The following is a 12,345-nucleotide window of genomic DNA, read 5'->3' as shown; positions in this document are numbered from 1 at the left end:
TTTAAGTGGACAGCCTGAAATAAACAGGAGGGAGTTTATGGATAAAAAAACGCTAACCCGGCTAACCAAACAGCATTCCGTTTTAGGGGCAATCAGCGCCTGTATTCTCACTATTATTTTTGTCTGTGGTAGCTTACTTTTTTTCCGAGGGCAATTGTTAAACTGGCAATTTGCATGGCATCAAGATCAACACGTTGAGCGTGATATGTCTTGGCAAAGCGCAGTCACTGATATGATGGCAAAAATTCCTAGTTTTGCCGAGCAACGGATTACCTTAACAACCGACCCTCAGCACCATCACTTATTTCAAATTTACATTGGCCACGACGATCGTCTGCTCTATAACAATCAAACTCAACAGCTTTTTGGTCAAGACAGTGCGCAACAGCAAGCTGCGGCAGATTTTCTGTATTTTTGGCATATTAATTTTATGACGCATATTGGCACAGATATCATAGCGTTAGCCTGTATTTTCTTGATTATGGTAACCATTAGCGGCATTTGGATCCGCTGGCGTGATTTGGTAAAGAAGTTTCATCAATATCGCGCCAATGGGAAATCTCGCGATGTGTTTAAAGACAGCCATGTGTTATTAGGCCTGGGTGTGCTGCTGTTTATGTTGATGTACGGATGGAGCAGCGCCTTATTTAATGTCGGTTATGAGATAAATGCGCCGATATATCATAAATATGCTGATAAAAGCGGTGAAAACTATTGGGATGAATTGGGCTTTCCACGTAAACCGGACAATTATGATATGGATGCTAAACTGAGCGCAGAGCGTATCAATCAAGTGATCTCTGACTATCAACAGGCATATCCTGACATGCGGATTGCACGCTTTGATATTTACCCTGGTCCTTGGATCCGATTGCGTGTTAGCGGCGAATCAGATCGCAGTTTTGAGTTTGTCACTGCCTTTTATGATGTGCATGGCAACTTACTTTATGAACCATATCGATCACCTGTCAATGATGTCTATAACATCATGATTCAGTTGCATGAAGGACATTTACTCGGCAAGTCCTCACACTTGCTGTATTTCATTCTGTCTTTGATGGCGATTGCAGCCATGCTAATTGGTAATTTGTACTGGTTGGCCATTAGAGAGCCCAAACGTGCTGGACAAGGTTTATTTCGATTACAGCGCGCTTGCCTAGAAGCAGGGACCTGCGGTGCATTACTAGCAATTGCATTACTCTTGGTTTGTACTCGACTATTTAGCCAAGGCGAGCCGTTAACTGTGCTGGCAAATCAGTTGATTGTGATTGTCAGCTTGCTCGGCTGCGGTTTATTGACGTGTTACTTTAAGCAGGCAAAAGAGTCTGCCCATATGGTATTACAGATAGCCGGTGTGTTGTTTTTAATCTTACCTTGTATTGATGTGATACGCCTGCTGCTAGGGCACGAGATTTATAGCTTTGTTCATAAAGATTTGCTCACCGCGAATATCGCATTTATTGCGCTGTCCGGTTTGAGCTTTGGATTAGCAACGATTGTGGTGCGAGTCACAGACAAAGTGAAAAAACGCACAATTGACTTGGAGCCTGCTAATGATCGCCTTGCTTAGTTTTTTACTGATAGGGTTGGTGCTGTTTGCGAATTCTAAGTATTGGCCTTATGGCAAAACAGCCGGAATTGTACAGATTTCCGACTATGTAAGGTCTTCGCGTATTTTAACAATGAGTGTCATTGCGCTGGGTATTTTTTATTACGTTGAATTAGGTCTGATCGCAGCACTATTTTTGGTGTTTTTTGCGTTGAGCATTGGTTTGCCTTTAGTGGTAATGGTGGGCCATCACCGCGGTACAGCCCCAATACTGATATTACTCATTTTAGCTGCTTTTGGTGGAGTAATGTGATGCGAGTATTAAATGTTGCTGTTTTATTTGGACTATGTGTTGGCTGGCTACTGGTACGCGGCGGGATATGGTTGAGCCTAGATTTATTTGGTTTGGATTTTCATACCGTGATCACGGTCACTGAACTAATGAGTATTATCGTGATTGCAGGTGTGGCATTTCACTTTTCAATGCAAGCTAATTACAGGGCTATCTGTCTGCTTACTGCCAAGTATTTAACGCCCATGGTTGGGCTGTTTATTTTATTATTTAGCATAAACTTAATTCGCTAAATTCTGATAAATATCAGCAATATAAATATTGTCATAAATATTTAAAAACTGTAAATAATTGATATTTATGCACTTATTGTGTGAACGGTATTTTTGTAATAATAAATGACACAAACTCGCTAAATTTTTTTAGTATTGCTTCGTCTGCCCTTGAGTAAATCAGCATTTTTTATCTCGACTAGGATAAGGGAGTCAAACGGCGTATGAAGCAATATTCTATGATTGCAAAAGCGGTGTGTATTGGACTACTAGCAAGTAGTTCTTCAGTAGTATTAGCAGACGATGCTAAATTAGATATGGAACGAATTGAGGTGGTTGGTAAACACCACCGCGATGTAGGGGCAACTGGACTGCCACTTGCAATCGGCGATACGCCGCAGTCAATCTCCGTGATTGACCGTGAGTTCATGGATTTTCATGATATTAACTCTATTGGCGACGCTCTTACTCACAGTGCCGGTGTATACTCAGAGACGTCATTAGATAGCCGTGAGCGCTTTGTCTTCGCTCGTGGTTTCGAAATGAATCGCTTCTTGATCGATGGTATGGGCACTGCTGCTCGTCCTCTACAAGCAACTCTGTTAGATACCAGTATATTTGAAACGGTGGAAGTGATCCGCGGTTCAACAGGTATGCTACAAGAAGTTGGTCAACCTTCTGGTACTGTTAACCTAGTTCAAAAGCGTGCATATAATGGCACCGGTGGTTATGTTACAGCAGAGTATGGTTCATGGGATAAGATGCGAACTGAGGCGGATTTTAATACCACATTGACTGACAGTGGCTCAGTGCGTGCGCGTGCCGTTGTTGCATTAGAAGATACGGACTCATTTGTTGATCGCTACAATGCCGACCGCAAGACCTTCTATACAACACTAAGTGCAGATATCACCGATGCGTTACAAGTATCTGTTTTTGCAAGTTATCAAGATGATGGTCAAAGTGCTAAATCAGATGGTTTGCCACTGCAATTTGCTAATGGCGACCCTATTCAAATTGGTATTGAAGCCAACATTTACCCTGATTGGGGCACCCAAGACTCAACACAAGAAAACCTAACGGGTGAACTGCGATATGAAGTAAATGATGATTGGTCTGTCGTGGCTAAGTTGCACCATTCAAATCTCGATGAACAGAAAGTGTACGCTGGCCTAGATTGGCACCCAGCTCCTACTGGTGATTATGCACTATTTACCTACGAAACTGATTCTGATTTTGAAACAGACCGTGCAGAGCTTGGTGTGAATGGTCAGTTTGATTTATTTGGCCAAACTCATACAGTTAACTTTACCCTAGCGGATACCAACTTTGAAGAATTGGGTCATACGTTCAGACCGCTTTCTAGAGTGACTGGAAATTTAGCCGCTGAGCATAGAAGTGAATCGCCAGAGCCAAAACCGGCAAAGCCTGATTATAACTATGCACAGCCGCAAGTGCGCAGCGCTGAGATTGGTTCACAAAGCGCGCGTGTTGCACTTAATCTTCAATTGCTAGATAACTTCAACATGCTGTTGGGTGCAAATCGCAAAGATATTGATTCATACAGTTCTAATAACGGTACAGTTACAGACGAAACGTTCTCTGATACAAGCTTATACTATGGCGGTGTATATAAGATAAACGAGCAAACAGTTGTTTATGCAAGCTATACAGATATTTTTGACCAACCTCAACAGTATAATAAAGAAGGTGCTTTGTTAGATCCGCTCAGAGGTGAGAACAAAGAAATAGGCTTTAGATATTCTAATACTGATAATACGTTGAGCTTGGATTTAGCTTATTTCAATATTACTCAAGAAAATTATGGTGTTGTTGCTGGCAAGCACTCTGATGGCAATGTGTACTATATTGGTCAAAGTGGCATTGAATCTGAAGGTTATGAAGTTGAAGTGTCTGGCTATGTTACTGATCAGTGGTTCGCATCTTTATCATTCTCTGACACCGATGTAACGAATCCGAATGAACTAGCGGGTCGTGTATCACGTGTCGTACCTGACAAAATCGCAAGTTTCAGTACTTTTTATGAGTTTGATAATCTGAGAGTAGGTGGCTACATCAATTATGCTGGTGAGCGTGAGGGCTTTATTGGTTTAGGTCCGTACGAATACGTACCGGTAGATTCGCATGTTCTGGCTGGCTTCTCGGCCTATTATGAGTTTAATGAATCATTGAGTGCTAAATTCAATATTCATAACCTGTTTGACAAAGAATACGATGCGAAAATTGCCTTTATTTCAGTTCGCCCAGGCGACCCTCGCAATTTCTCTGCGCAAGTGACTTATACGTTCTAATACGCGATATGAAGTGCTCTCGGGCACTTTATGTGTATATTCGCAGCACAAAGCCTCACAAATGTGGGGCTTTTTTGTGGACTACAGAAGCCTGATGCAAAGTGTTTTGAGCGTAATTAGAGATTAAAGCTAGTTAGCAAGATAAATGAGAAAAAAGCCACCCGCTAAGGGGAGGTGGCTTTGGTTAGTGTGGTCAAAAAGTGGCGCCACCATCAATGGTAAGAACCTGCATTGTGGTGTGCGAAGATACGTTAGAGGCGAGGAATACGACACTGCTGGCGACCTCCTCTGGGGTGGCAATCTTTCTCAGTGGAATCCCCAATTTATATTGCTCTGAAAATCCGTCTATCACGCGCTGTGCACCTTGATCATCTTGCCACATGCCAGTTTGCATCGGAGTCAAAGTAGAGCCGGGCGCGATGACGTTACAGCGGATACCGTAATTTGCCCACTCAATTCCTGCGGTGAGCGTAAGCTGCGTTGCAGCAGCTTTAGAAGCGCAGTAGGCGGCCATTTGCTGACGTGGTGTACTGGCTGCATTGGAGCCAACCGTGACTAGGCTGCCGCGACCAACTTGCTTGAAGTGTGCACCGCACTGCTGAATAAATACAAACAGACTGGCTGCATTGACGTTGTGGCAATGTTGCCACTGCTGGAAGTCGAGTGTATCTAGTTCCCCCATTTCCAATACGCCGGCGACGTAGATTAGGTTATAGGGTGCAAGCCCATGTTGGATCAGCTCGTTAAGTACTGGCATGAGTTGCTCAGGGTGTGATAAATCACACACGACGTGCTTATAGAGCATGCTGGTATCGGTAAATTGGCGGTCAAAGCCAATCACTTTTGCCCCCAAGGCTGCAAATTGTTCTGCGACTGCCAATCCAATGCCTTGCCCTGCACCTGTTACCCAGACGATTTGCTGATCATATTCACGGGATAATGACTGTTGATAATCCATAAATAGCGCCTTATACCGTGTTCTGACAAAGTTGCTCGCAGAGCGATTTTAGAGATAATTTAGGCTGAGTTGCCCACAATTTTGCGGCACTAAATATGCGCTCTTGAATTGACTCTACTGCCGCTATGTCATAACGCGCGGTATTGCTGTCAAAGTCTATGGTAGCGGGCGCATCGCCGAGGAGGTGAATTTGCAACATAATGTCATCGGTGGTACCTGCGCTTAAAATATGGCTGCACGTGTCAACCCCTGCATATTTCGGGCTGCTGGCAAAAGGCAATAAGTTAATCGTGGGTCCGATGATCGATAGGGACTTACCTTGCTTCTGACGGTCGCGCTTGAGTGATTCAACCCGATAGCTTTGCACTTGCTTCAATGCTTTGATCTGTTGGTTAATGAGTATAGCCACCGTGCTTAAGTCAGCATCCTCATCCAATTGCAGCGGTAGAGGCAACACATTGCTTTGCACGCAGGGACTGTTTAGCTCGGGCATTGCTTGGCGATTCATCATGACCAATCCGAGCGTCACATGGTATTGCTGATGCTGTGCAACCAAGGTTGCAGCAATGGCGGCGAGTAAAATCTCACTGCTGGTGGTGTGCGTTACTTGGGCGGCAGATTGAATGGTGTGCCACACTGACTGCGAAAAAGTCGTGGTGAGGCGGTGATTTGGCTCAGAGACATCGGCTTTGGAAGTGCTGTAGGTGAGGGCCTTAGGTATATCATCAAGCCATTGATTTAATGTGGTTTGTGCTTTTTTCTGCTGTGCAAGGTAGTCGTCGCTTTGATGCAATTCAAGGAGCTGCTGTTGCTGTGTAAAGCGTAATTTAGGTAACGATTTGCCTTTACTTAAGGCGTTGTAACAGCGGTTGAGTGATTGCGAGAACAAACCAAACCCATAGCCATCCAATAATAGGTGATGAGCGACAATGATGAGGTAATCTTGTTCTGGGCCACGCAGCAGAAACAACTTCATGAGTGCTTCTGTATTGAAATCAAATGGTTTTGCTAAATAGGGCTTGGCAAAGTTTTGTGCAAACGCCAGTACATTTTCTGGATCTTGCTCGAGATCTTGAACAAGAATTTTTACAACAGTGCTGTCGGTATGGAGCTTAGGAGTATAGTTGTCATCGCTGATAAAGCGACAAGCAAGCATATCGCTTGCCTGCCATACGTGCTGCAACGATTGTTGCAGCCAACTTGCCGAAATTTTACCTTTAAATTCTAGGCACTCGGCAACATTGAATAGCTCACCTCGACCACTGATGGTATGCAGCAACCACATGGCGTGCTGCGAATCAGTTAGTGGCAGAGTCATTAGTCTTCCTTACGCTCTTCAAGTAATTCTACCCAAGCTGCAAGCGTCGGGATCTGAGCTAGCTCGATAAAGTTGGTTTCGATCCCTTGCTGTTGCCAGAGGGAGATCAAGTTCATCACTTGGACAGAATCTAAGCCGTAATCGATCAAGCTTTCGTGTTCGTCAAACTCCTCCTCTTCACACTCGATCAGCGTCAATATGTGTGCCTTGAGCCCTGCAAAAGAGGTTAGATCTTGAGTTTGTGTGCCAAGGATCTCTGACATTGAAACTACTTTACCACAGCGTTTGGCAACAAAGTTGAGCGCCATCATATGCTCTTCTTTGCTAAAGTCCGCAATGGCATCGGCGACCAAAAATGGTTCTATGTCACGCATAAAGGCATCGACTGCAGTGGTCATCACGCCGATATGACCATAGATCCCAACAATCACCAGCTGATCTCGCTGTTGTTCACGAAGTTGCTGCTCGAAATCGCACTTTTGAAATGCACTATAGCGCCACTTAGTTAAAACCACATCTTTGTCAGTCGGCGCCAGTGCGTCAACGATCGGCTGTTGTGCTGGATCTTGTAATCCAGGACCCCACATATCAGAGAGCAGGCCGCGTTCATGTTTGCCTTGTTTGATTGGCTGTGCGGTGTAATAAACAGGGATATTGTGTTCATAACAGTAAGCTTTTAGCGCTTGGATATTTCGGATCATTGAATTGATCAACGGGTTATCTTCGCCATAAAAACCAACAAAGTAATGTTGTACATCATGGATCAACAAAGCGGCGCGGTTTGAATCAAGTTGCCAATCAACTCGGTTTTCTGGCAGCTCAGCGTCGCGTGGTAACGGATAGTGGTTTAACTTTGGAATGCTCATGGTTTTCTCTGTTATTCGAACGTGGCACGCAAGGCTTTTTTATCGACTTTGCCTACGGCGGTTAACGGTAGTTGGGTTACAAATTTAAATTTATCGGGCACTTTATAGTCGGCAATACCAAGCTGACGTAGGTATTTTCGTAAGATCAGGGTAGTCAGTTTAATATCCTGATCTGCCACGACAAATGCACAACTCTTTTCACCTAATGTGTCATCAGGCATAGAGACAATTGCGACTTGTTGAATGTGTTCGTGGCCAAGTAAATGGTTCTCAACTTCTTCAGCGGCGATCTTCTCACCACCGCGGTTAATTTGATCTTTATCTCGCCCTTCAACGACTAAATGCCCTGAGGGCAATTGCTTAACAATGTCACCTGAGCTGTAAAATCCAGCATCGTCGAATGCTGAGGCGTTGTGAGTTGGCGACTTATAATAACCTCGGAAAGTATAGGGACCACGCGTCATTAGGCGGCCTGACTCTCCTTGTGCAACCTCTTGTCCGTGTTCATCAACAATTTTAATCTCATCAAGTTCGCTGATAGGTCGGCCTTGTGTCGTGAGAATTAGCTCGGGATCATCGTTGTAGCGGGTGTAATTAACGAGGCCCTCGGCCATGCCAAAAACTTGCTGTAACTGACAGCCTAAAACCGGTGTCACCTGCTCAGCAACACTGCGGCTGAGCTTTGCACCGCCTACTTGGATCACTTGCAAGCTATTTAGATCATGTTGACTAGCAGGCGCATGCTGTAACCACAATTGCAGCGCTGGCGGCACAAGTGCCGTATGAGTAATGGCATAGTGCTCAATTAGGCCAAAACACACCGCAGGACTGGGATCACTGGCTAAGATCACGGTACCACCCGCAATAAATACGCCCAGTGCGCCTGGTGAACTCAAAGGGAAGTTATGAGGTGCAGGCAGGGCACACAAGTAGCGTGTATCACCATCGAGTTCACAGATGTCTTTACTTGCAACCACTGAATAGAGGTAGTCGTTATGTGTACGCGGGATCAGCTTGGGTGTACCTGTACTGCCGCCTGAAAGTTGAAAAAAAGCGACTTCTTCAGGGTTGAGATCTGGTGCTGTAAAAGCGTGTTTATTGAGATAGCCCTGTTTTAATTCACTATTGCCTTTACTGTGATCTATGATGATGTTGTTTAAACAGCCGAAGCGATTAAACAACGCTTGAGTAAATTGTTCATCCGTGAATAAAGCGTGCGCGGAAGAAACGATCATGGCTTTGGGTTGCAAGATCTCACAGTAACTTTGCAGTTCAGTGCGCTGATGGTTGAATAGTGCACAAACAGGTGCGACGCCCAGCTTTAACAGAGCAAAATAAGTGATGTAAAACTCGAGGCAGTTTGGCAATTGCACAATGGCGGTGTCGCCTTGTTGCAGGCCTTGTTGGTTGAGGTAACCAGCAAGGTTGTCACTATAAGTATTTAGCTCAGCATAGCTTAGCTGACGTTGCCCATCAGCGACGGCAATGCCTTGGCTATTGGTATTGAGTTGCTCAGACAAAATGCTCGTCAGAGGCTTATCTTGCCAATAACCCTTGGCGCGGTATTGTTCGGCCAGCTCAGCTGGCCAAGGAGTATATTCGATACGCATAATGTTACTTATTAAACTGAGTATAAGCTTGCTGGACTGAGAGTGCGTTCAGCATGGTTTTGAGTTTGGCTTCGGTTTCTAACCATTCAGAGCTGGGGTCTGAAGCGGCGACGATCCCCGCACCGGCAAATAACTTAGCAACGTGTGCTTTGAGTTCTCCACATCGGATCACGACTACCCACTCACCGTTGCCTTGTTGATCACACCAGCCGATGATCCCGGAAAATAGATCGCGGCCATGGCCTTCTAGATCCAAGATATGTTGATATGCAGGCTTGGTTGGTTTGCCGCATAATGCCGGTGTCGGGTGAAGTTGATTGGCCAATGCCAAAATATGGGTGCTCGGATCTTTCAAGTGACCTGAGATCACAGTAGACAGATGCCACATGGTGGCAGTATGTAATAGTGATGGCTCAGCAGGAATGGCGAGGTTGTCGCATACAGGTTCGAGCAGTTGACGCATATCGTCAATCACTACGGCATGTTCGTATCTGTCTTTTTTTGAACTGAATAATGCCGCACGGTGCTGCGCCTCAACCTTGCTACAGGGATCTCTTGGGATCGACCCCGCTAACGGGTTACTGGTGACTGTTTCACCTTCTTTTCGCAGCAATAATTCGGGGCTAACGCCCATTAACACAGACTCGCTTTCGGTCGGAAATGCGAAGTGATACCCCGACTGACTCTGCGTGAGTAGTTGATTTAGCACATGCTTGCGATTGATTGCGTGTTCAAACTCTAGCTCCACCTGCTTGCTGAGTACGATTTTGTCTAGCAGCGCTTTGTCGAACAGCTCTTTGGCTTGCTGCACTGTATGCTCAAAATGTACTCTGTCTTGTAAGTAGTTAACTGCTTTGAGCGGGTTTTCGGTATGGCTTCCCTCTGTGATTTGGGTATTGAGCCACTGACTAAAGACCTTTTTGTCCCACCGAGCGACCTGCTCAGGGATGATAAATTGCGCCATTTCATATTTGCAAAAAGGCAGTACACCAAAAGCGATGGTATTGTCATTTTCTCCTTGGTGATTGCGCAACTGTGTTTGCAGCTCGCTCACTAGGTAGTCAGTATTGGCAATGGGCAATTTAAACCTGTGTTTGACCCCTTGCCCCAATAAACAGCTGTCACCAGACACGAAAAGACAATCTTGATCTAATAGAAACTCACCTAAAGACTGAGCCTGCGCTAAGTTAGATATTTCGCCAGCATGCATAATTTAACCTTTTTGCGTTGTCACTTAACTGCTGCCAAATCGTCGGTCAGCCGTGAATGTGTGTTAAAGACGTGTCAATCACGAAAAGATTTAGTGTTCTATGCAATGATATTTTTAACTCAGTTGCAAAGCGGGGGAATACGGAGCTCGATGAGCTATTACTGGCTAGGTGTCGGTGGTGTGACTCGGCTCAGAAAGACATCTGCTTGCATTTTAAATAGTGAATTTTTTGTGGGCATTCTCGTCCTATATCTAGTCCTAAATTTGAATTAACAAAAAGAGAAGTAACGTGCTCGCTAATCTAATCCGCGCCACATGGTGGCGATTTCTTGCAACAGCCATCACTAGTACCTTATTTGGCCTAGCCAGTGTGGCCTTAGTTGCACTGATCAATGAAATCATTAACAGTTCGCCAGATGCGCGGTCTGAGCAATTTACTTATTTTGCCGTGTTGGCAGTTTCAGGTGTCATTTTGCAGTTATGCTCAAAAGTTTTTGCTGAACAGCTAACTGAGCAAAGTCAGGCGACTGTGCGTAGTCAAGTCGCTGAACATGTTGTTAATGCTGAGTTTGATGATGTCGAAGCGCAAGGGGCTGGAAAAATTAAATCTTGTTTAACTGAGCACAGTCTACGAGTGTCTGAGTTTTTTCAACGCCTACCGGGGATCTTGACCAATGCAATGATAGTACTTGGCAGCTTTGCATATATGGCTTGGCTGGACTGGCGAGTGTTTATTTTTGCGGTACTGACTTTATTGGTAGGCTCTGTGGGGTATAGTTTGGCCAACGCCACGGCATTTAAAAAGGTGACAGAAGCGGCCAAAGTTCAAGACTCTTTATACGATCAATTTGATGCTATATACGATGGTGCTAAAGAACTGAAATTACATAAATCCAAGCGCCGTATTTTTGTTGAACAAGTCATTGGTGACACGATTACTTTGCTACGTACCCGTCGCGTACAAGGTGCAACCATTTATCACTATGCTGCCTCTTGGGGGGGGTTTAGTATTTTTGCCTTCATTGGTGGCGCATTGTATTTTCTATCCGGTCAAGGTGCAGATACGACGAAAGTGATGTCTGGTTTTGCACTTTTATTTTTGTATATGCTTACGCCACTTGAAGTAATGTTGGCGGCTATTCCAAAGGCCGCAGCAGCAAAGGCATCAGCCAATACGATCACAGAAATGACCTCTCAAATGCGCTTGATTGCACAGCAACCTCAGGCGCAAAGGACTGAGTTTGAACGTATTGAACTAAAAGCGCTGAGCCATGGTTATTATCATGAGCAAAGTGACGAAGTATTTGCGCTCACACCCATTGATTTAACCCTTAAACAGGGCGAGATCATTTATTTAGTCGGCGGTAATGGTAGCGGAAAAACTACATTTGCTAAGTTGTTGTGTGGACTGTATCCGGCTAAGGAAGGTGATTTATATGTGGACGGTGAACACATTACCGCGGCACACCTTGACAGTTATCGTCAGTTATTCAGTGCGGTGTTCAGTGATTTCCACCTATTTGATAGGTTGCTTGACTGTCAAGATAAAGTGCTACAGGAAAAAGGTAATGCATTGATCAAAAAACTCAATTTGCATCATAAAGTGGCGATTAAAGATGGTGCGTTTACTACTCAAAAGCTGTCTCAGGGACAACGCAAACGGTTGGCATTGGTGGTGACTTATCTAGAGGATAGACCGTTTTATATCTTTGATGAATGGGCCGCAGATCAAGACCCAGTATTCAAAGATGTCTTTTATACGGAGCTATTACCTGAGTTGAGTGCAAAGGGGAAAACCGTGTTTGTGATCACCCATGATGATAAATACTTCCATCTGGCGGATCGTTTACTACGAATGGAAAATGGTTGTCTAACCGAGCGCAAAAATGGGCTCGCAAACCAGCTTGCCATTTAATTTTTTCATCTAATTCAACAATATGATCGCAGGCGCGATCATA

The 12,345-nt window shown here is 44.7% G+C and carries 10 protein-coding genes; 5 read left to right on the top strand and 5 right to left on the bottom strand.

Features of this window, described 5'->3' with window-relative positions; all coding sequences use genetic code 11:
* Positions 1–37 precede the first annotated feature (37 nt).
* The 4 genes from J8M00_RS23275 to J8M00_RS23260 all read left to right on the top strand — a co-directional run bounded on the left by J8M00_RS23275 (position 38) and on the right by J8M00_RS23260 (position 4,425).
* Positions 38–1,570, top strand: a complete 1,533-nt coding sequence (locus J8M00_RS23275; protein WP_211012837.1) for a PepSY-associated TM helix domain-containing protein — start codon at positions 38–40, stop codon at positions 1,568–1,570.
* Positions 1,554–1,862: a hypothetical protein gene (locus tag J8M00_RS23270; RefSeq protein ID WP_211012836.1), complete on the top strand. Its 309-nt coding sequence runs from the start codon at positions 1,554–1,556 to the stop codon at positions 1,860–1,862. The genes J8M00_RS23275 and J8M00_RS23270 overlap by 17 nt, the downstream gene beginning before the upstream one ends.
* Positions 1,862–2,134, top strand: coding sequence for a hypothetical protein (locus J8M00_RS23265; protein ID WP_211012835.1), 273 nt, complete (start codon positions 1,862–1,864; stop codon positions 2,132–2,134). Before J8M00_RS23270 ends, J8M00_RS23265 begins: the two co-directional genes overlap by 1 nt.
* A gap of 203 nt (positions 2,135–2,337) precedes the next feature.
* Positions 2,338–4,425 (top strand): TonB-dependent siderophore receptor, encoded by a 2,088-nt coding sequence (locus tag J8M00_RS23260; RefSeq protein WP_211012834.1) that lies wholly within the window; start codon positions 2,338–2,340, stop codon positions 4,423–4,425.
* 193 nt (positions 4,426–4,618) lie between these two features.
* On the opposite strand, the gene dhbA is transcribed toward J8M00_RS23260, so the two are convergent.
* From dhbA to J8M00_RS23235, 5 genes are read right to left on the bottom strand one after another with little or no spacing between them, the layout of a single operon-like run.
* On the bottom strand, positions 4,619–5,383 hold the full coding sequence (gene dhbA, locus J8M00_RS23255) for a 2,3-dihydro-2,3-dihydroxybenzoate dehydrogenase (RefSeq protein ID WP_211012833.1): 765 nt from the start codon (positions 5,381–5,383) through the stop codon (positions 4,619–4,621).
* A gap of 10 nt (positions 5,384–5,393) precedes the next feature.
* A complete protein-coding gene (locus J8M00_RS23250; RefSeq protein WP_211012832.1) occupies positions 5,394–6,701 on the bottom strand; it encodes a condensation domain-containing protein in 1,308 nt (435 codons plus the stop codon).
* Positions 6,701–7,567: an isochorismatase family protein gene (locus J8M00_RS23245; RefSeq protein WP_211012831.1), complete on the bottom strand. Its 867-nt coding sequence runs from the start codon at positions 7,565–7,567 to the stop codon at positions 6,701–6,703. The genes J8M00_RS23250 and J8M00_RS23245 overlap by 1 nt, the downstream gene beginning before the upstream one ends.
* An 11-nt stretch (positions 7,568–7,578) precedes the next feature.
* Positions 7,579–9,177 (bottom strand): (2,3-dihydroxybenzoyl)adenylate synthase, encoded by a 1,599-nt coding sequence (locus J8M00_RS23240; protein ID WP_211012830.1) that lies wholly within the window; start codon positions 9,175–9,177, stop codon positions 7,579–7,581.
* Positions 9,178–9,181: 4 nt separating this feature from the next.
* Positions 9,182–10,387 (bottom strand): isochorismate synthase, encoded by a 1,206-nt coding sequence (locus tag J8M00_RS23235; protein WP_211012829.1) that lies wholly within the window; start codon positions 10,385–10,387, stop codon positions 9,182–9,184.
* Positions 10,388–10,676: 289 nt separating this feature from the next.
* Between J8M00_RS23235 and J8M00_RS23230 the strand changes: the two genes are divergently transcribed.
* Complete coding sequence (locus tag J8M00_RS23230; RefSeq protein WP_211012828.1) at positions 10,677–12,302, top strand: cyclic peptide export ABC transporter; 1,626 nt, start codon at positions 10,677–10,679, stop codon at positions 12,300–12,302.
* Positions 12,303–12,345: the final 43 nt, after the last annotated feature.

The sequence above is a fragment of the Pseudoalteromonas luteoviolacea genome (genome assembly GCF_018100925.1).
GTDB lineage: Bacteria > Pseudomonadota > Gammaproteobacteria > Enterobacterales > Alteromonadaceae > Pseudoalteromonas > Pseudoalteromonas obscura.
Note: the sequence above shows the minus strand (reverse complement) of the source record. Positions and strands in the feature narration are given on the sequence as shown.

Bases quoted from the DNA above. Each gene is read 5' to 3' on its own strand.
- J8M00_RS23275 (WP_211012837.1), top strand. From the start codon at position 38: ATGGATAAAAAAACGCTAACCCGGCTAACCAAACAGCATTCCGTTTTA.
- J8M00_RS23270 (WP_211012836.1), top strand. From the start codon at position 1,554: ATGATCGCCTTGCTTAGTTTTTTACTGATAGGGTTGGTGCTGTTTGCG.
- J8M00_RS23265 (WP_211012835.1), top strand. From the start codon at position 1,862: ATGCGAGTATTAAATGTTGCTGTTTTATTTGGACTATGTGTTGGCTGG.
- J8M00_RS23260 (WP_211012834.1), top strand. From the start codon at position 2,338: ATGAAGCAATATTCTATGATTGCAAAAGCGGTGTGTATTGGACTACTA.
- dhbA (WP_211012833.1), bottom strand. From the start codon at position 5,383: ATGGATTATCAACAGTCATTATCCCGTGAATATGATCAGCAAATCGTC.
- J8M00_RS23250 (WP_211012832.1), bottom strand. From the start codon at position 6,701: ATGACTCTGCCACTAACTGATTCGCAGCACGCCATGTGGTTGCTGCAT.
- J8M00_RS23245 (WP_211012831.1), bottom strand. From the start codon at position 7,567: ATGAGCATTCCAAAGTTAAACCACTATCCGTTACCACGCGACGCTGAG.
- J8M00_RS23240 (WP_211012830.1), bottom strand. From the start codon at position 9,177: ATGCGTATCGAATATACTCCTTGGCCAGCTGAGCTGGCCGAACAATAC.
- J8M00_RS23235 (WP_211012829.1), bottom strand. From the start codon at position 10,387: ATGCATGCTGGCGAAATATCTAACTTAGCGCAGGCTCAGTCTTTAGGT.